A 19,167-nucleotide genomic window follows, 5' to 3' on the forward strand; every position below is an offset into this window, starting at 1 on the left:
CATCATGGACGGTATGGACCAACGTGCATTGATCGAATCGATACCGGCAAAACTGTGGATCGGCGGCAAGGCCGTCGACGCCGAGGGAGGCAAGACGTTCGCGGTGAACGATCCCGCGACCGGCAAGCCCCTCACCGAGGTGGCGGACGCATCGCCCGCCGACGCGATGAAGGCGCTCGACGCCGCCGCTGCAGCGCAGAAGGGCTGGGCGGCAACGCCTGCGCGCGAGCGCAGTGAAATTTTGCGAGCGGCATTCGAGAAGGTCACCGAACGCGCCGACGACATCGCACTGCTGATGACCCTCGAAATGGGCAAGGCGTTGGCCGAGTCCAAAGCGGAGGTGAAGTACGGAGCCGAGTTTTTCCGTTGGTTCGCCGAGGAAGCAGTGCGCATCGGCGGCCGCTACACCCCGGCGCCCGCAGGCAACGGTCGAATCCTCGTCACCAAGGCTCCGGTGGGCCCGGTATTGGCGATCACGCCGTGGAATTTCCCGTTGGCGATGGGTACCAGGAAGATCGGGCCCGCTCTGGCCGCCGGCTGCACCATCGTCGTGAAGCCGGCCCGCGAGACGCCACTGACGATGCTGCTGCTCGCGCAGATCTTCGACGAGGTCGGCCTGCCGGAAGGTGTGCTCTCGGTACTGACGACGTCGAAGTCCGGTGACGTCACCGGACCGCTGCTGGAAGACCCGCGGTTGCGGAAGCTCACGTTCACCGGCTCGACGGGAGTCGGGAAGTCGCTCGTCGAGAAATCGGCGACGAGATTGCTACGGACGTCGATGGAACTCGGTGGTAACGCCCCGTTCGTGGTGTTCGACGACGCGAACGTAGACGACGCGGTGGACGGTGCAATGTTGGCCAAGATGCGCAACGGCGGGGAGGCCTGCACCGCGGCGAACCGGCTGCACGTACACAACAGCGTTCGCGAGGAGTTCACCACCAAGTTGGTGGCGAAGATGTCCGAGATGAAGCTCGGACCCGGCGTCGACCCCGATACCAAGCTGGGCCCGCTGATCAACGCAGACCAGCTCGACACCGTCCAAGAGCTCGTCGACGATGCAGTGGAGAAGGGAGCGACGGTGGCGCTCGGCGGCAGCGCACCCGGCGGCGACGGGTACTTCTACCCGGCGACCGTGCTCACCGACGTGCCGGCGGAGGCCAGGATCCTGAAGGAGGAGGTGTTCGGGCCGGTCGCTCCGATCGTCGGTTTCGACACCGAGCAGGAAGGTATCGACGCGGCCAACGCCACCGAGTACGGCTTGGCGTCGTACATCTACACGGAGAACCTGGACCGCGCGCTACGGGTGGCCGACGCCATCGACAGCGGAATGGTGGGCGTCAACCGCGGAGTGATCTCGGACGCGGCAGCGCCCTTCGGTGGAGTGAAGGAATCGGGATTCGGCCGTGAAGGCGGATCCGAGGGCATCGAGGAGTACCTCGAGACCAAGTACATCGCATTGAAGTAGAGCTAGCGGTTGGGCGTGCACACTGCGCGCCCAACCGGAGGGTCGATCAGTGTCCGAGGCGACCGCGACCGAGGCGGAGCAGGAGCATGGCCAGCGTGTGGCCTTCCTGACCGAGGCTGCTGAAACGCTCGAGTACCTTCATTTCGCGGCTGTGCACGAGGCGCGGACCGCCGGAGGCCATCCGGGTGCGGCCGATGATCTGCGAGACCTCGGAGCGGCGCTTGATGGCCGTCAGGATCTCGGCGTCGAGGCGGTCGATTTCCTGGCGCAAATCGTTGATCTCAGCCTCGCTGGAAGGCACTGCAATCTCTGAGTCGATCTTCGTCGTCATGGCCATCGTCTCTCCTCGGGTCACATCTTGGATCGCTGCGTCGTCCGTCACCGTTACGCCTTTCGTATTCGGAACTGCATCGCTCGGCGGCTCGGTTCCCGGCTCCACTTTCTGCCCGGACCTTCGAGCCCCGCCTGAAAACAGGGGCGTTGCGTCTATCGACAGGCTCCCGTACGAGTGTCATAGGAGCGGCCGACCCGACGCAGGCAATGACGTACGGTTTTTTCGATCACCGATCCAGTGTGCCACGGGCCGACCGTCCTGAAAAGTCGTCCGTCGAGGCCGGGACCACGCGATGTGGGTTTGTCGGTACGCGCCGGTAACCTGACCTGACGATGAACACATTCCTTCAAGGCCTCGCGTCCCGTAAGAACGCTGCGTCCGACGCGTTGCTGGAAGGACTCAATCCTCAGCAGCGTGAGGCCGTGATGCACACCGGATCGCCGCTGCTCATCGTGGCTGGAGCCGGCTCGGGCAAGACAGCGGTGCTGACGCGTCGTATCGCGTATCTGCTCGCCGAGCGAGGGGTGTCGCCAGGTCAGATTCTGGCCATCACGTTCACCAACAAGGCCGCCGCCGAGATGCGCGAGCGAGTCGCGGGTCTGGTGGGACCGCGGGCGAACGCAATGTGGGTATCGACGTTCCACTCGAGTTGTGTGCGCATCCTCCGGGCGCAGGCCGCGCTGCTGCCCGGACTGAACTCGAACTTCTCGATCTACGACGCAGACGACTCGCGCCGATTGCTGACGATGATCTCCAAAGATCTGCAGATCGACACCAAGAAGTTTTCGGCACGGCTGCTGTCGACTGCGATCTCGAACTTGAAGAACGAGCTGATCGGCCCGGACAAGGCAACAGAGGACGCCGACGGCGACCCCGCCGAACTGCCACGGCTCGTCGCGAAGGTCTATCGCATCTATCAGCAGCGTCTACGCGCGGCCAACGCCATGGACTTCGACGACCTCATCGGCGAAACAGTGGGCATTCTGCAAGCCTTCCCGCAGGTGGCCCAGTACTACCGCCGCAGGTTCCGCCACGTGCTGGTCGACGAGTATCAGGACACCAACCACGCTCAGTACATGCTGGTGCGAGAGCTGGTGGGTACTCCCGATGCCGACGGAGCACTCGAGGGCACCGTCGCTCCGGGTGAGCTGTGCGTGGTGGGCGACGCGGATCAGTCCATCTACGCGTTCCGCGGCGCGACCATCCGCAACATCGAGGAGTTCGAGCGGGATTACCCCGACGCTCGCACCATCTTGCTCGAGCAGAACTACCGGTCGACGCAGAACATCCTCTCGGCCGCCAATGCCGTGATCTCTCGCAACATCGGGCGACGCGAGAAGAAGTTGTGGACCGACACCGGCGAGGGCGAGTTGATCGTCGGTTATGTGGCAGACAACGAGCACGACGAGGCGTCGTTCGTGGCCTCGGAGATCGACCGACTCGTCGACGGCGGAGATGTGCGCTTCGACGAGGTGGCGGTGTTCTATCGCACTAACAACTCCTCGCGTGCGCTCGAAGAGATCTTCATTCGGCTCGGTCTGCCGTACAAGGTCGTCGGCGGCGTCCGGTTCTACGAGCGCAAGGAAGTCCGGGACCTGGTTGCGTATCTGCGGGTGCTGTCCAACGAGGACGACACCGTCAGCATGCGGCGCATCCTGAACACCCCGCGCCGCGGGATCGGTGATCGTGCCGAGGCGTGTGTCGCCGTCCACGCAGAGCAACGTGACATCAGCTTCTCCCGCGCTCTGCACGACGCAGCCGCGGGCAAGGTGGCGTTGCTCAACTCGCGGCAGCAGAAGCTGATCGCGCAGTTCATGGAATTGCTCGACGAACTGCGTGCCGTACTCACCGCGACCGACGGCGACGGAAACGACATCGCAGATATCGGCGATGTCGTCGAAGCCGTTCTCGACCGCACGGGCTACCGCGCCGAACTCGAAGCCAGCAGTGATCCGCAGGACGGTGCCCGCCTGGACAACCTCAACGAACTCGTCAGCGTGGCACGAGAGTTCACGTCCGAGGCGCGAAACCAAGCCGCTGTGGCAGAGGAAGCGCTCGAGACAGGCGACGACCGAAGCGAGGACGACGGCGGCGTCGACGGTTTGGCGGAACCGGGTTCGCTGGCGGCGTTTCTCGAACGGGTCTCCCTGGTGGCCGATACCGATCAGATTCCGGACTCCGGCACCGGCGTGGTCACATTGATGACGCTGCACACCGCGAAGGGCCTGGAGTTTCCGGTCGTCTTCGTGACCGGTTGGGAGGACGGCCAATTCCCGCACATGCGAGCGCTGGGTGATCCGAACGAGCTGTCCGAGGAACGACGCCTGGCCTACGTGGGCATCACCCGCGCTCGGCAGCGGCTCTACCTCACGCGCGCGATCATGCGGTCGGCGTGGGGCCAACCCATTGCGAACCCGGAATCGCGCTTCCTGCAAGAAGTTCCGCAACACCTGATCGACTGGCGTCGTGAGGATCCCGGCCACGGTGGTGGCCGCGCGATCGGCGGCGGCAGATCCGGCAGCTACGGCTCGAACAGTTACGGCTCGGGTGGTGGTTACGGATCGAACAGTTACGGCGGCTCCTCGTCACGCGGCCAGAGCTCGTCGCCCAGCTTCGGTGCCGCCAAGGGGCGCAACTCGAATCTCGTTCTCGCTGTGGGCGATCGAGTCAGTCACGACAAGTACGGACTGGGCACGGTGCTGGAATCGACCGGTGCCGGAGTCAAGGCAATGGTCCTGATCGACTTCGGTTCGGCCGGCCGCGTCAAGATGATGCTCATCGGCGGCGTCCCGATGACCAAGCTGTAAGAGGTTCAGAACGAGAAAGCCGGGCCCTGCGAAAGCGGGGTCCGGCTTGTTGTGCAGCAGTAAAAGAGAATTCAGTCCATTTCGGGTCCGAGGGAAATTCCTCGGGACGCGAGCCAGGGAAGCGGATCGATCTTGAGCTCGCCGGGGAGGTGGACCTCGAAGTGCAGGTGCGGGCCGGTGGAGAAGCCGCGGTTGCCCATCGTGGCGATCTGGTCGCCCGCCATGACGTCTTGGCCGACGGTGACGAGCGTGGTGTCGACGTGGCCGTAGACGGTGATAGTGCCGTCTGCGTGCTGCACGCGTACCCACATACCGAAACCTGCAGCCGGACCGGAGTCGATGACCTTGCCGTCGGCGACGGCGTAGATCGGAGTTCCGATGGCGTTGGCAACGTCGACACCAGCGTGCAGAACGCCCCAGCGCGTACCGAAGTTGGAGGTGTAGGTGCCCTGGGCAGGCAGAGCGAACAGGGGGCGGCGTGCCGCTGCTTCGCGTGCCGCACGCTCGTCGCTGAAGCGCTGCCCCTTGGCGAGCAGGTCGTTGAACTGGCTCAGATCGGCCGGAGCCGCGACGCTGAGGATCTGCGGTGCCTGCGACGGTGCCGAGCTCGACGAGTCTGCGGCGAGTTCGGTGGTCTGCGGGGCGGTGGTGGCTGCGACTGCTGCGGCGGCGGGTGCTTCACCGGCGGCGAGTGCGTACTCGGACGTGGCGACCGCGGTGGGCGAGTCGTCGTTGATGACGGCTTGGCCTGCAGCTACGACGGCACCGGCGGCGACGGCGAGAACAGCAGCGCGACCTTTGAGGGCGGTGGGAGGAAGCGGGATTCGGTGCGCTCCGCCGCGACGGGCCACGGGGGTGGTGTCTGCGGTGGTCGCAAATGTCGTGACGACGGTCGGCGCTTCGTCGGGTGCGACGTAGGCGGTGTCGACGAACTCGGCCTCGGCGTACTGATACGCGGGGTAGGAGTACGCGTCGTATGCGCTGTTGTCGTCGGCAGGCTCGTAGCTGTAGACCGTGGTCGCTTCTTCAGCGGTGGGTCGAGAGAATCGGCTGGAAGTGAAGGACGCACGGTGTTGCTGCAAGACCTACAACCTCCGTTATCCGTGACCTGGCTGTTACTGAAAGACCTCGCAGACGGTAACGAAATGATTGCGGGGCGCGCAAGTTAACAGCCCAAACTGGGGACATATGTGAGATGGCTCACAGCGCGACCAGTGTTTATGTCGTGACGGGCCACATCCGTAATCGGACACCCGGAGTGCATGAAGCGAGAGTAACGGTGTGCGCGCCTGTCGAGCCGTTACCGTGATCCGAATGCCGACTCCCACCTTCGACGACTCGTCCGCTCGCGGTGCCGAGCGTGCGGAACCGCAACGAATCGAGCCGCTGGATGCGCCGAGCGAGCGAGCGGACGATCCGTCTCCCACCTCCCGCGTCGCAGTCGCACTCGTCTTCGCTCTGGTCGCGGCGACTGCTGGAGTGGCGGCCCAGGTGATGGGCGTCGTGCAGAGCGTCGACGGTTCGCCGGTAGGCGGCGGGGCTGCGTCGGCCGCTGTTCTCGGGGTCGTCCTTCCCGTTCTGGTGGCCGTCGCAGCATTGGTCGGTGCGGCCACGAGGCGGATCGAGTTCGCGGCGGCACTACTGGCCGGGTACGGCGCGGTGGCCCTCGGCATTGCGCTTCTGGACGTCGCGCTGCTGTCCGATCCGATCGACGCCAATCGCCTCGAGCTCTTCCGTCCCCTGAGCGCCGCCATGCTCGACGCCACCGCGGGGGCCCAGGTTCTGCTCGTCGGTCACGCAGCGTCTGTTCTGGCGGGCGTTGCGGGGTGGTCCGCAGTGCATCGCGCCGGGCTCGGTGACGGGTACGGCCACTCGGTGTATTCCGAGCATGTGGGGCGCGCAGCGGCGGGTCGGGTCGGTCCGCTGCTCGGTTCGCTGCTCGGGGTGTTCGGTGTGCTCGCAGCCGTCGCGGCGTTCTCGTCGCTGTATCGCTCGGCCGACCCGGTGGTGATCGTGACCGCCGTCGTCGAATCGCCGGTGTTCGTCGCGGTGGGATCCGGGGTCGTCGGCGTCGCGGCACTCGTGGTGGTCGCGTCGGCTCTGGCCTCACTGTCGCCGCTGGTGGCGTCGGGTGCGACAGTCGGAGCCGGACTCGGTGTACTGGGGTTCGCGGGCGTTGGTCTGCTCGCCGGACTGAGCACCGGAGCGCGAGTGAGTGCCGGGCTCGGGGCCTATCTTGGGACGGCAGCCGGAATCGGACTGCTGATCTGTGGTGCGGCGCTCGCACCCGTCGCTGCCGCCCGAGACCGGCGTGCGCTGCAGCGAGCGCAGGCACGCGCGGATGGTGCGCGAGGTGCCCGCGGTGTCGCCGCTCCAGGATCGGCCAAGTGGCATGCGGCAGCAGGCGGTGCAGGCGTTCTCGCCGGCGTGCTGTTCGTCGTCGGATCGTTGTTGCCGATTCTCGAGACCGACTCGGGCACCGCCGTGCCGCAGATCCTGGCCACCCGGGTGGTGTTGGTCGCCGGTTTCGTGATGATTCTGGGGTCGGTGCCGCTGTTGTTCTCCGAGTTCGCCGCTGCTGCACGCCCGTTCGTGGCCTTGTTCTGGCTGGGCGCAGTATCGGCGGCGGCGTCGGTGTTGCAATCGGTGGTGCTCGCCGAGGACGTGGACGGTGTGGGCACCGGAATCGGCGCTCTCGCGATCATCGCGGGCGTCGTCGCCGCGGCGGTCACCGGACTGCTGGCGCTGTTCGCCGGATCGGCGGAACGCGACGACGTCGATACATCCGCGGACGTGTCGACGGACGGCGTGATGCTGGGCGTCGGGTTGGTCGGTGCCGTACTGCTCGCAATCGGCCTGGCACTGCCGCTGTATCGGGGCAGCGACGTCACCGCGGCAACCGTCACCGAATTTCCGTGGGGTTGGGATACCTGGGGGCAGATGGTGCTCGCCGTTGGCATCGTCGTTGCCGGCATCGTCGCCGCGCGCGCTCGGGCCGTGCGCGGCAGCGTTCTTCTCGCCGCAGCGGCCGTCGCCGGCATCGTTCATCTCGCGTCGTGGCCTCTGACATCTGCGCGTGCAACCGATCCGACGATGGGGCCCGCTGTTCTGCCGTTGGTGGTGGGAATCGTCGTTCTCGGTGTCGCCGCGGCACTTTCGGCCCGCCGCGCCGATCGGTGACGGCGGTTTCATCCCGCCCGTGGCGGTGAGATAGGCCACATAGCATGCATGCGCCCGATGCGCCGTCGGGGCACCTGGATAAAGTCCATGCTCAGACCCGCTCACACCCCTGGAGCGGGCGTCAACGTAGACGAGACGGTGAGCTGATGGATCTCTTCGAATACCAGGCGAAGGAATTGTTCGCCAAGCATGGCGTACCCACCTCCGCCGGTCGTGTCACCGACACGGTCGCCGGAGCAACACAGATTGCCGAAGAAATCGGCAAGCCAGTAATGGTCAAGGCACAGGTCAAGGTCGGCGGCCGCGGCAAGGCCGGCGGAGTCAAGTACTCCAAGGACTTCGCAGCAGCAACCGAGAACGCAGAAGCGATTCTCGGACTCGACATCAAGGGCCATGTCGTCAAGAAGCTTCTCGTCGCAGAAGCCTCCGACATCGCCGAGGAGTACTACATCTCCTTCCTGCTCGATCGCACCAACCGCACCTACCTCGCGATGTGTTCGGTCGAAGGTGGAGTCGAGATCGAGGTGACGGCGGAGGAGAACCCCGACGCACTCGCACGTATCCCCGTCGACGCAGTCAAGGGCGTCGACCTCGCGTTCGCACGTGAGATCGCCGAGAAGGGCAAGCTGCCCGCCGAGGTGCTCGACGCCGCTGCGGTGACCATCCAGAAGCTGTGGGAGGTCTTCATCAACGAAGACGCTCTCCTGGTCGAGGTCAACCCGCTGGTTCGCACCCCCGACGATCAGATCCTGGCTCTCGACGGCAAGGTCACGCTCGACGCCAACGCAGACTTCCGCCAGGCCGGCCACGCAGAGTTCGAGGACAAGGACGCAGCCGATCCCCTCGAGGCCAAGGCCAAGGAGAACGACCTCAACTACGTCAAGCTCGACGGACAGGTCGGCATCATCGGAAACGGTGCCGGACTGGTCATGTCGACCCTCGACGTCGTCGCCTACGCAGGCGAGGCACACGGCGGCGTCAAGCCCGCCAACTTCCTCGACATCGGCGGCGGAGCCTCGGCCGAGGTCATGGCCGCAGGCCTCGACGTCATCCTCGGTGACGAGCAGGTCAAGAGCGTGTTCGTCAACGTCTTCGGTGGCATCACCGCGTGTGACGCAGTCGCCAACGGCATCGTCGGCGCGCTGAAGAAGCTGGGCGACGACGCCAACAAGCCGCTGGTCGTCCGTCTCGACGGCAACAAGGTCGAAGAGGGCCGCAAGATTCTCGCCGACGCCGCGCACCCGCTGGTGACGCTCGCCGGAACCATGGACGAGGGCGCCGACAAGGCCGCCGAGCTGGCAGCGAAGTAGAGGAAACAATGTCTATCTTTCTGAACAAGGACAACAAGGTCATCGTCCAGGGCATCACCGGCGGCGAAGGCACCAAGCACACCGCCCTGATGCTCAAGGCCGGCACCCAGGTCGTCGGCGGCGTCAACGCACGCAAGGCCGGAACCACGGTCAAGCACGTCGACGCCCAGGGCAACGACATCGAACTGCCGGTGTTCGCATCGGTCGCCGAGGCCATGGAGAAGACCGGAGCCGACGTGTCCATCGCGTTCGTGCCGCCGGCATTCTCCAAGGACGCCATCGTCGAAGCGATCGACGCGGAGATCCCGCTGCTCGTCGTCATCACCGAGGGCATCCCCGTGCAGGACTCCGCGTACGCGTGGGCCTACAACGTGGAGAAGGGCAAGAAGACCCGGATCATCGGCCCGAACTGCCCCGGAATCATCACTCCCGGTGAGGCTTTGGTCGGCATCACGCCCGCAAACATCTCGGGAACCGGCCCCATCGGCCTGGTCTCCAAGAGTGGCACGCTGACCTACCAGATGATGTTCGAGCTCCGTGACTTCGGCTTCTCGACGGCCATCGGCATCGGCGGCGACCCGGTCATCGGAACCACCCACATCGACGCCATCGAGGCGTTCGAGGCGGACCCCGACACCAAGATCATCGTCATGATCGGTGAGATCGGCGGCGACGCCGAAGAGCGTGCAGCCGACTACATCAAGGCCAACGTGACCAAGCCGGTCGTCGGCTACGTCGCAGGCTTCACCGCTCCCGAGGGCAAGACCATGGGCCACGCAGGCGCCATCGTCTCCGGCTCGCTGGGAACGGCGCAGGCGAAGAAGGATGCACTCGAGGCCGCAGGCGTCAAGGTCGGCAAGACGCCGTCCGAGACCGCTGCCCTCGCGCGCGAAATCCTGGAATCGCTGTCCGTCAAGTAGGACTCGCTTCTGAAAGAGCCCGCCACCGATTTCGGTGGCGGGCTCTTTCGTGCGCTCGCGGTTCGCGCCGCGATCCGGGCGCGTGAATGGACCACTGCATACGTCTGGGCGCGGCAATGTCACATTCACGCGGTGCGTGCACACCAGTGGACTAGGTTGACCCCCGTGCACAACATCTTCACCACTGCCTTCGTGACGGTCCATCGGCTCTACATCAAGAAGGTCGAGCGAAAGGGCCGAACCGCAGCGGAGGTCGACGAGATCATTCGGTGGTTCACCGGATTCGACCAACAGACTCTCCAACACCATCTCGAGGCCGAGACGACGTTCGAGGATTTCTTCGCTGCGGCGAACCTGAACCCGAACGCGACCCTGATCACCGGAGTTGTCTGCGGCATTCGCGTCGAGAACGTCGAGGATCCGTTGATGAAGAAAATCCGGTTGTTGGACAAGTTGATCGACGAACTCGCCAAGGGCAAGGCGATGGAGAAGATTTTGCGATCGGGTTGAAATCACGATGAATCGAACTGTGGTGATTGCTTCGGGGCAGGACTTCACTGTTCGTCATGACAACCACAGAAAATCGTGCTCTCACCAAGAACTGGTCCGACGCTCCGACCACCGCTGCAGGGTGGATCTCTCGCGCGGGTGAGGTCGCTCAGCTTCTCGCCGTGGACGCCGTCGCCCGTGACAAGGGTCGTGAGATTCCGTCCGCTGAGGTCCAATTGCTCAAGGACGCCGGGCTCGTCACCCTGCTCGGGCCTGTCGAACACGGTGGCGCAGGACAGGATTGGCCGACGGCCTATCAGGTGATTCGTACCGTCTCCAAGGCCGACGGTTCCATCGGCCAGCTGCTGGGTTACCACCTTCTGTGGTTCTGGGCTGCCCGGCTCGTGGGCACTCCCGAGCAGATCGAGGCCGTCGAAGCCGATGCCACGAAGAACAAGTGGTTCTTCGGTGGAGCGGTCAATCCCCGCGACAACGACGTGTCGGTCACCGACGAGGGTGACACCATCGTGTTCGACGGCTCCAAGACCTTCTCCACCGGCAGCCGCGTCTCGGACGTGACCGTGCTCGAAGGTGCGCTCGCGGGCAGTACCGATCACGTGTTCGCCATTGTGCCGTCCGACATCGAGGGCCTGTCATTCCATGACGACTGGGACAACATCGGCCAGCGTCAGACCGAGAGCGGCAGCGTGACCATCGACAAGGTTCGCGTCGACTGGGCCAGCGCAGCAGGATTCGTGGACAAGGCTTTTCAGCCACGTGTGTACAACACTCTCAACGTTCCGACCATTCAGTTGGTGTTCGTCAACTTCTACCTCGGAATCGCGAGGGGTGCTCTCGAGGAGGCGGCGTCGTACACCAAGGACAAGACTCGCGCATGGCTGCACAGCACCGTGGACAAGGCCGTCGACGAGCCGTACATCATCGACATCTACGGAGACCTGACGTCGAAGTTGTGGGCCGTCGAAGCCCTCGCCGATGCAGTTGCATTGGAGGGGAAGAAGATTCACGACAATGCGTGGAACGTCACCGCTGAGGAGCGCGGTGATCACGAGGTGCGAGTGGCCGCCGTCAAGGCTCGCGCTACCGACGTGTCACTGGAGATCACCTCGACGGTGTTCGAGGCGCTCGGCGCGCGTGCGACGGCCAGCAAGTACGGATTCGACCGCTTCTGGCGCAACGTGCGAACCCACACCCTGCACGATCCCGTTGCGTACAAGCGACGCGAGGTCGGGCGCTGGGTACTCACGGGCGAGCTGCCCGAGCCCACCTGGTACTCGTAATCCCGACCATTCTGGCCCCGATCCGACCCCCGATTTCCGGATAAATGTGACATCCACGCCATCTGACTGCATGGATGGCACATTCATCCACTGAAAGAAGACGCACACATGAGCACCGAAAAGATAGCCGACGCAATCAAATTCGCGTATTGGGTACCCAACGTCTCGGGTGGCCTGGTCACCAGCACCATCGAGCAACGCACCAGCTGGGATTACGAGTACAACAAGAAGCTGGCGCAGACTGCCGAGAACAACGGCTTCGAGTACGCGCTCAGTCAGGTGCGGTACGAGGCGAGTTACGGCGCGGAGTTCCAGCATGAATCCACCAGCTTCTCGCTCGCGCTCCTGCTGGCCACCGAGAGGTTGAAAGTCATTGCCGCCGTGCATCCTGGGCTGTGGCAGCCGGCCGTGCTGGCCAAGCTCGGCGCGACCGCGGATCACCTGTCCAACGGCCGCTTCGCAGTGAACGTCGTCAGCGGTTGGTTCAAGGACGAGTTCACCCACCTGGGTGAACCGTGGCTCGAGCACGACGAAAGATACCGTCGCAGTGCCGAATTCCTGCAGGTACTGCGCAAGATCTGGACCGAGGACGATGTGGATTTCCGGGGCGACTTCTATCGGATTCACGATTTCACGCTGAAGCCGAAGCCGCTCAACACGCCCGAACGGCCCAATCCCGAACTGTTCCAGGGCGGTAATTCGTCCGCTGCGCAGGAGAATGCCGGCCGATACTCGGATTGATACTTCAGCAACGGCAAGGATTTCGACGGCGTTACCGAGCAGCTCGACAACCTCAGGCGCGTCGCGCGTGATCACCAGCGTGAGGTCAAGTTCGGACTCAACGGCTTCATCATCGCGCGTGACACCGAGAAGGAAGCCCGAGACACCCTGCGCGAGATCATCGAGAAGGCGAACAAGCCTGCCGTCGAGGGCTTCAAGGGAGCAGTGCAACAGGCGGGAAATTCGACGGCCGACAAAAAGGGGATGTGGGCCGACTCGTCGTTCGAGGATCTCGTCCAGTACAACGACGGCTTCAAGACTCAGTTGATCGGAACGCCGGAACAGGTGGCCGAGCGAATCGTGGCCTACCGTCGTCGCGGCGTCGACCTCATCCTCGGCGGCTTCCTGCACTTCCAGGAGGAAATCGAGTACTTCGGAGCCAAGATTCTCCCTCTCGTTCGTGAGCTCGAGGCTGCCGAGTCGAAGGACGAAGAGCTGGTCGCGGCCCGTTGACCTGGAGTGCCTGGATCGGTCGGGCCCGTGCAGTAGCGTGAATCGACAGGACCCGGCTCGTTGACCCTGGGTACGTAACTATCAGGATGAGGAGACGCGATGACCTACTCGCCCGGCAGCCCTGAAAACGGGGGCTCCAACCCTGGTGGCTACGGCGGAGGCGGACCGTCCTACGGTCCTCCCTCCTCGCCGAATCAGCCTCCGTCGCCCGCGCAGGGTCACGGTCAGGGCCAGCCGTTCCATCAGCCGTCGGTATCCAATCCGTTCGGGCCTCCCGTGCCGGGCACCTCGGCACCTGGCGCACCGGGAACGTCAGGGCCCGGTTCTGCTGCCCCCGAACGCAAGTCGCCCGGGTCGGGGCCGGCGAATTTGCCTAGAATCCTCACCTTCGTGGTGCTCGGCCTCGGTATCGTCAACTTCCTGCTCGGTTTGCTCGATCTCGTCACTGCCGAAGTCAGCTCGGCGCAGGAGCTGCCGAGCAGCATCCAGACGTCGTTCAGCACCACCTTCTTCGCATCCGGTGGCAGCGCGGTATCGGTGGCGCTGTTGCTCGCGGCCGGCTTGATCGCAGGCGCGTCGCTGCTGCAGAAGGACGCCAAGAACCAGGCCGTGGTTGCCGCCTTGGCGATCAGCGGCTTCCTGGTGCTGGTCTTCCAGTCGTTCAGCCTGCCGAGCGCCGAGGGTAACGAGTTCGCCAGCACCACCAGCTCGCTCGGTATCGGCGCAATCCTGGTGCTGGTCCTCGGCTTCGTTCAGGCCGCGGCCGCTGTGGTCGCATTGCTGCTCGACGCGGGCATCGTCAAGGCTCCGGCCCCCAAGCCCGCCGGCTACGGCAGCCAGAACCAGCAGAACGGCCCGAACCAGCAGGGCGGCTACGGCCAGCAGAACCCGTACAACGCGCCCACGACATCGTTCGGCGGGCCGTCGCAGCCCCAGAACTACAGCAATCCGCCAGCCTACGGTCAGGCTCCGGGAACCCCGTCGAACTACGGTCAGGCTCCCAGCGGACAGTCGTCTGGTCAGCATTCGTACAGCCCCGGCGGGCAGCCGCCGTTCGGCGGTCAGTCGGCACCGAACACGTCGCCGCAGGGCGGCTACGCACCGCCGCCGTACACCGGTCCGAGCACTCCTGCCGCGGGCCAGGCGTACCCACCGAATCAGTACCAGTACGGTCAGCCGTCGTCGGGTTACGGCCAGCCGCCGAAGTCCGAGGAGCCCGCTTCGGGGGACCAGTCGACGCCCTACGGCGCGCCCACGCAGTCGTTCGGTGCCACTCCTGCCGCAGACGACGAGAACAAGCGCGACTGATTCAGGCATCACATCCACCTTCGCGGCGCGCCTGACCGGCGTGCCGCGAAGTTGATGCGACTCTCGTTGCGATGAGCGATCTACTGAACCGAGACACTCGACGCGCGGCTGCGAGGACTGCCCGGGTCGGCACCGGCCCGACGCCGGACCAGTCGCGCACGCTTGCCGCCGTCGCGTTCAAGACCTCCGGCCTGGTCGTGGTGATTGCGACGACCCTGGCTCTGGTCACGCTCGTCTCGGTGAACAGCGATCTCACCGGGACGCTCGGAGCGATCGCCGGCATGTGGTTTGCCGCGCATCTGGTTCCCCTGACCATCGGCGGAACGTCCCTCGGCGTCGCACCACTACTGCCAACCCTGATCATCGGCTGGTCCGTTGCTCGTACCGTCCACCGAGCGGTGGATCCGGACACCGATCGCCGCATGGTTCGGTGGGTGTTCGCCGCCTCGATGGCCGGTCCGCTCGCCGTGACCGCTATCGCGTTGGCCGTTGCCGGGGACGCGTCCACCGTCATCGGCCTGTCGAGTCCCCATGCTCTCGCGGCCTTCTCCTGGGTAGCCGGCGTGCACGCGGCCGCGTCCGGATCCGGGTTGATCCTCGCCCGGTGGGATTCACTGGTGCTCCGCCGCGGTCTCCCGGACTGGGTTCGTGCCCTCGTCGCACCGTTCGTACGCGCACTCTCGATCCTCGTCGCAGGTGGCGCGGCCGTGGTTCTGCTCGCCCTGCTTGCCTCCTGGGAGACCGCGGGCGCACTGGTCGAAGGTGGCCGCGATGTCGTCGGAATGCTCGGCCTGACCGTGCTGTCGGTGCTCTACTTGCCCAATGTCCTGGTCGGTGCCCTCGCGGTGGCGACAGGGTCCACGGCCGGTCTCGGCGACGCGTCGGTGAGCCTGTTCGCGACCACAGGCGGACCACTTCCGCCGTTGCCGATCCTGGCCGTTCTCCCCGAGGGCCCTGCGCAGACGATGTGGGTCGTCATGCTCGCCGTCCCCGTCGCTGCGGGGTTGTTGCTCGGCCGAGACTGCGCCATTCGCAGCGCCGACATTCAGGTCGCTGTGTCCTCGGTGTGGGTGGTGGCGGCTGCAGCCGGAGTCCTGGCAGCGCTGTTCGGATACGCCTCAGGTGGAAACCTCGGCACCTTCGGAACCGTCGAGGTGACCGTCTGGAGCTTCGGGTTGTTGACATTCGCGTGGCTGGCCGTCGCCGGCACGATATCCGCGGCCATCGTCGTGTGGCGTCGAGCAGATCCTGAACCCGAACCTGAACCTGGACCGACCCCGGTGGTGGTACCGGCCGCCGAGGTGGCGATCGAGGCTGCTCCCGCCGAGGAGGAGGAAGACGAGCACGTCGAGGAGGTTGTCGAGGCGGAGGTCGTCGACGAGCCTGCGGTCGAGCCGGCGCAGGAACCAGCCGTCGAGACGGCGGTCGATGCCGATACCGACGAACCGTTGGACGCCGAGATCGTCGCCCCACCCGGGGACAAGGACGACGCGTCGAGCAGCACCGAGGATGGACCTGCCCGGTAGGGCTGCGGGGGCCAGCGACTAGGCTTTCTGCTGGCTCGAACGATCCCCTCGATACCTCAGGAGTAGTGCGCTGACTGCCTTGCGTGAGACACCCGCGCGGGTCGTCGTCCTCGCATCGGGGACCGGCTCGCTGCTGCAGTCGCTCATCGACGCGACGGCGTCCGAGAGCTATCCCGCGCGCATCGTCGCTGTCGGAGTCGATCGAGATTGCGACGCGGTACGCCGTGCGGACGAGGCCGGAATTCCGAACTTTCGGATCGGGCTGCGGGACTTTGCCGATCGCGGCGAGTGGGACGTCGCCCTCACCGATACCGTGCTGAGCTTCGAGCCGGATCTGATCGTCACCGCCGGTTTCATGAAGATTCTGGGTGCGCGATTTCTCGAGGACTTCGCCGGACGCATCGTCAACACGCACCCCGCACTACTGCCGTCGTTTCCGGGGGCGCACGCTGTTCGGGATGCACTCGACCACGGCGTCAAACTGACCGGTTCGACGGTTCATCTGGTCGATTCCGGCGTCGACACCGGGCCGATTCTGGCGCAGGAAGCCGTTCCCGTTCTCGATGGGGACGACGAAGCCGCGTTGCACGAACGCATCAAGACTGTCGAGCGGCGGTTGCTGATCGATGTGATCGCAGCCGTGGCCACCACAGGTGTCACCTCCGATGGACGAAAGGCTCAGATAATCCGATGAGTGAACGTAAAGCAGTGCGCCGCGCACTGGTCAGCGTCTACGACAAGACCGGACTGATCGAACTGGCGACCGGCTTGCACGGCGCGGGCGTCGCTCTGGTGTCCACCGGATCGACGGCGAGCAAGATCGCCGACGCCGGAATCCCGGTGACCAAGGTGGAGGACCTCACCGGATTCCCCGAGACCCTCGAGGGCCGCGTCAAGACGCTGCATCCCCGGGTCCATGCCGGCGTGCTCGCCGATACCCGTAAGCCCGAGCATCTTTCGCAGCTCGAGGAACTGGGCATCGAGGCATTCGAGCTCGTCGTGGTGAACCTGTACCCGTTCACCGAGACCGTCGCCAGTGGTGCGACCCCCGACGAATGCGTCGAGCAGATCGACATCGGCGGGCCGTCGATGGTGCGTGCAGCGGCCAAGAATCACCCGTCGGTTGCCGTGGTGGTCGACCCGAACCGCTACGAGGACGTGCTGACTGCCGTCTCAGGCGGCGGATTCACTCTCGCCGAGCGAACTTCGCTTGCAGCACAGGCGTTTCAGCACACTGCCGCCTACGACGTCGCGGTGGCGTCGTGGATGAGCAGTGTGCTCGTGGAGTCCGACGAGCAGTTCCCGGCGTGGATCGGCGGAACCTGGGACCGCGCGGCCGTGCTTCGCTACGGCGAGAACCCGCACCAGGCCGCGGCGCTGTACGTCGATCCTGCGGGCACGGGCATTGCGCAGGCGGAGCAGCTGCACGGTAAAGAGATGTCGTACAACAACTTCACCGATTCCGATGCAGCCTGGCGGGCGGCCTTCGATCATGCCGAACCCACCGTGGCGATCATCAAGCACGCCAACCCGTGTGGCATCGCCGTCGGCAAGGACATCGCCGAGGCGCATCGCAAGGCGCACGCATGTGATCCGGTGAGCGCCTACGGCGGCGTCATCGCAGCCAACCGAGAGATCACCGTCGAGATGGCCGAGCAGGTGGCCGAGATCTTCACCGAGGTCATCATCGCGCCGTCCTATGCCGACGGCGCCCTCGGGGTGCTGCAGCGCAAGAAGAACATTCGCGTTCTGTTGGCGGAGGCACCGCCCACGGCAGGCGTCGAGCTCAAGCCGATTTCCGGTGGCACACTGCTGCAGCAGCGCGACGTTCTCGATGCAGACGGCGACAATCCGGCCAACTGGACTCTCGCTGCCGGTGAGGCTGCCGACGAGCAGACGTTGAAGGATCTCGAATTCGCTTGGCGCGCAGGCAGAGCTGTCAAGTCCAACGCGATCCTGCTCGCCCACGACGGTGCGTCGGTCGGCGTCGGAATGGGCCAGGTCAACCGCGTCGACGCAGCCCATCTCGCGGTGCAGCGGGCGGGGGACCGCGCCGCCGGTTCGGTTGCGTCCTCGGATGCTTTCTTCCCGTTCCCCGACGGCCTGCAGGTCCTGATGAGCGCAGGTGTCAAAGCCGTTGTGCAGCCCGGTGGTTCGGTTCGCGACAACGAAGTGATCGCTGCCGCACAGGACGCAGGCGTGACGCTGTACCTGACGGGTTCGCGGCACTTCGCTCACTAGCCGCCACGCTGAGTCCGCAGTTATGCATGCCCATACCTCATTTTCGGCCGCATAACTGCGATCTCGACGTCTGTGGATGGCCGAAAGAGTTATCCACAGATCGCATTGTGGCCCGTTTCTGGGGCGTCGTCCGTGCCATTGTCGACCGATGGGGATCGAGGCTGGGCCGTTTCGGGGATCGGTTGCGCTGCAGTCCGGCCGATTGAGTCGTCACCAACTGAGCCGCGACTACCTACGAGTGTTCCGTGACACCTACGTGGGTGCGGGGACGACCCTCGATGCATCGGCCTTGGCCCTCGCCGCGTCGATGTGCGTCGGCGAGGGTGCCGTGATTGCAGGGGTGTCCGCGGCGGCAATCCACGGCGCGAAGTGGATCGACGCGAGCACTCCGCCGAGTGTGCTCGCGAACGGGCGATCGCACCAATTGCTCGGGTTGCGCATCCACCACGACGCGTTCGATACCGACGATGTGACGATCGCTCGGGGGTTCGCGGTAACCACTCCCGTCCGCACTGGATTCGACATCGGGCGCTGGGTCCGTCTCCCGCAATCTGTGGTCGTCCTCGACTCACTACTCGCCGCAACCGCCGTCGATGCTGACGCCATACGCGCGTATGCGGCGGACCGACCGGGCACACGAGGCATCCGGCACCTGTTCAGTGCGCTCGATGTCGTGGACGGCGGTGCCGAATCGCCGCAAGAGACGCGCACACGGCTCCTGCTGATCGACGCGGGGTTACCGAAACCCGAGACGCAGATCGAGATTCGTGACAGTTCGGGCAGGTTCGTGGCGCGCATCGACTTGGGATGGCGTCGTTGGCGGGTGGGGGTGGAGTACGAAGGCGTCCACCACTGGCTCGACGAGCGTCAGCGGACCCGCGACATCGAGAGGTTCGAGGATATCGACCGAGCCGAGTGGCAGATTGTCCGCGTCAATTCCGAGCAGATGCGGCTGCGACCGCAGGATGTTGTCGCTCGAGTGGGGGCAAAGCTCCGGGCTGCGGGTGCCGCGGTGTAGCGAACTCGCACTTGTGCGGGCGAATTGTCCGGTTC

General features: G+C 65.1%; 14 protein-coding genes and 1 pseudogene. 13 read left to right on the forward strand and 2 right to left on the reverse strand.

Features of this window, described 5'->3' with window-relative positions:
- The first annotated feature begins 13 nt into the window (after window positions 1-13).
- Window positions 14-1,465 (forward strand): NAD-dependent succinate-semialdehyde dehydrogenase, encoded by a 1,452-nt coding sequence (locus tag AC5WEY_RS16985; protein WP_495646916.1) that lies wholly within the window; start codon window positions 14-16, stop codon window positions 1,463-1,465.
- Between the two features lie 46 nt (window positions 1,466-1,511).
- Here AC5WEY_RS16985 and AC5WEY_RS16990 read toward each other — a convergent pair whose 3' ends face one another.
- Window positions 1,512-1,802: a chorismate mutase gene (locus tag AC5WEY_RS16990; protein ID WP_032378292.1), complete on the reverse strand. Its 291-nt coding sequence runs from the start codon at window positions 1,800-1,802 to the stop codon at window positions 1,512-1,514.
- 329 nt (window positions 1,803-2,131) lie between these two features.
- Here AC5WEY_RS16990 and pcrA point away from each other — a divergent pair, with 329 nt between their 5' ends.
- Window positions 2,132-4,606 carry a DNA helicase PcrA gene (gene pcrA / locus AC5WEY_RS16995; RefSeq protein WP_495646780.1) on the forward strand — a complete coding sequence of 825 codons (2,475 nt, stop codon included), beginning with the start codon at window positions 2,132-2,134 and terminating at the stop codon, window positions 4,604-4,606.
- A 71-nt stretch (window positions 4,607-4,677) separates the two neighbouring features.
- On the opposite strand, the gene AC5WEY_RS17000 is transcribed toward pcrA, so the two are convergent.
- Entirely contained in the window at window positions 4,678-5,688 is a 1,011-nt protein-coding gene (locus tag AC5WEY_RS17000) for a M23 family metallopeptidase (RefSeq protein ID WP_495646781.1), read from the reverse strand.
- 232 nt (window positions 5,689-5,920) lie between these two features.
- Here AC5WEY_RS17000 and AC5WEY_RS17005 point away from each other — a divergent pair, with 232 nt between their 5' ends.
- From AC5WEY_RS17005 to AC5WEY_RS17055, 11 genes and pseudogenes are all read left to right on the forward strand, one after another.
- Window positions 5,921-7,786, forward strand: a complete 1,866-nt coding sequence (locus AC5WEY_RS17005) for a hypothetical protein (protein ID WP_495646782.1) — start codon at window positions 5,921-5,923, stop codon at window positions 7,784-7,786.
- 146 nt (window positions 7,787-7,932) lie between these two features.
- On the forward strand, window positions 7,933-9,096 hold the full coding sequence (sucC, locus tag AC5WEY_RS17010; protein ID WP_495646783.1) for an ADP-forming succinate--CoA ligase subunit beta: 1,164 nt from the start codon (window positions 7,933-7,935) through the stop codon (window positions 9,094-9,096).
- 8 nt (window positions 9,097-9,104) lie between these two features.
- Window positions 9,105-10,016, forward strand: coding sequence for a succinate--CoA ligase subunit alpha (sucD, locus tag AC5WEY_RS17015; RefSeq protein ID WP_057479197.1), 912 nt, complete (start codon window positions 9,105-9,107; stop codon window positions 10,014-10,016).
- Window positions 10,017-10,181: 165 nt separating this feature from the next.
- The gene (locus AC5WEY_RS17020; protein ID WP_495646784.1) at window positions 10,182-10,526 is read left to right on the forward strand and encodes a DUF2200 domain-containing protein; all 345 of its coding nucleotides are present in this window, start codon (window positions 10,182-10,184) and stop codon (window positions 10,524-10,526) included.
- A 56-nt stretch (window positions 10,527-10,582) separates the two neighbouring features.
- Window positions 10,583-11,806 carry an acyl-CoA dehydrogenase family protein gene (locus AC5WEY_RS17025; RefSeq protein ID WP_495646785.1) on the forward strand — a complete coding sequence of 408 codons (1,224 nt, stop codon included), beginning with the start codon at window positions 10,583-10,585 and terminating at the stop codon, window positions 11,804-11,806.
- Between the two features lie 108 nt (window positions 11,807-11,914).
- Window positions 11,915-13,039, forward strand: a pseudogene (sfnG, locus tag AC5WEY_RS17030) (dimethylsulfone monooxygenase SfnG).
- A 99-nt stretch (window positions 13,040-13,138) separates the two neighbouring features.
- The gene (locus AC5WEY_RS17035) at window positions 13,139-14,347 is read left to right on the forward strand and encodes a DUF5336 domain-containing protein (RefSeq protein ID WP_495646786.1); all 1,209 of its coding nucleotides are present in this window, start codon (window positions 13,139-13,141) and stop codon (window positions 14,345-14,347) included.
- A 71-nt stretch (window positions 14,348-14,418) separates the two neighbouring features.
- On the forward strand, window positions 14,419-15,873 hold the full coding sequence (locus AC5WEY_RS17040) for a cell division protein PerM (RefSeq protein WP_495646787.1): 1,455 nt from the start codon (window positions 14,419-14,421) through the stop codon (window positions 15,871-15,873).
- A gap of 70 nt (window positions 15,874-15,943) precedes the next feature.
- A complete protein-coding gene (gene purN, locus AC5WEY_RS17045; protein ID WP_495646917.1) occupies window positions 15,944-16,567 on the forward strand; it encodes a phosphoribosylglycinamide formyltransferase in 624 nt (207 codons plus the stop codon).
- Window positions 16,564-18,114 carry a bifunctional phosphoribosylaminoimidazolecarboxamide formyltransferase/IMP cyclohydrolase gene (gene purH, locus AC5WEY_RS17050; RefSeq protein ID WP_495646788.1) on the forward strand — a complete coding sequence of 517 codons (1,551 nt, stop codon included), beginning with the start codon at window positions 16,564-16,566 and terminating at the stop codon, window positions 18,112-18,114. Before purN ends, purH begins: the two co-directional genes overlap by 4 nt.
- A gap of 148 nt (window positions 18,115-18,262) precedes the next feature.
- Window positions 18,263-19,132 carry a putative endonuclease domain-containing protein gene (locus AC5WEY_RS17055; RefSeq protein ID WP_495646789.1) on the forward strand — a complete coding sequence of 290 codons (870 nt, stop codon included), beginning with the start codon at window positions 18,263-18,265 and terminating at the stop codon, window positions 19,130-19,132.
- Window positions 19,133-19,167: the final 35 nt, after the last annotated feature.

Source organism: Rhodococcoides sp. S146-33 (assembly GCF_059489205.1).

Coding starts and splice junctions, on each gene's coding strand:
- AC5WEY_RS17005 (WP_495646782.1), top strand. CDS start 5,921: ATGCCGACTCCCACCTTCGACGACTCGTCCGCTCGCGGTGCCGAGCGT.
- AC5WEY_RS16985 (WP_495646916.1), top strand. CDS start 14: ATGGACCAACGTGCATTGATCGAATCGATACCGGCAAAACTGTGGATC.
- AC5WEY_RS17040 (WP_495646787.1), top strand. CDS start 14,419: ATGAGCGATCTACTGAACCGAGACACTCGACGCGCGGCTGCGAGGACT.
- AC5WEY_RS17025 (WP_495646785.1), top strand. CDS start 10,583: ATGACAACCACAGAAAATCGTGCTCTCACCAAGAACTGGTCCGACGCT.
- AC5WEY_RS17055 (WP_495646789.1), top strand. CDS start 18,263: ATGGGGATCGAGGCTGGGCCGTTTCGGGGATCGGTTGCGCTGCAGTCC.
- sucC (WP_495646783.1), top strand. CDS start 7,933: ATGGATCTCTTCGAATACCAGGCGAAGGAATTGTTCGCCAAGCATGGC.
- purH (WP_495646788.1), top strand. CDS start 16,564: ATGAGTGAACGTAAAGCAGTGCGCCGCGCACTGGTCAGCGTCTACGAC.
- AC5WEY_RS17035 (WP_495646786.1), top strand. CDS start 13,139: ATGACCTACTCGCCCGGCAGCCCTGAAAACGGGGGCTCCAACCCTGGT.
- AC5WEY_RS16990 (WP_032378292.1), bottom strand. CDS start 1,802: ATGGCCATGACGACGAAGATCGACTCAGAGATTGCAGTGCCTTCCAGC.
- sucD (WP_057479197.1), top strand. CDS start 9,105: ATGTCTATCTTTCTGAACAAGGACAACAAGGTCATCGTCCAGGGCATC.
- pcrA (WP_495646780.1), top strand. CDS start 2,132: ATGAACACATTCCTTCAAGGCCTCGCGTCCCGTAAGAACGCTGCGTCC.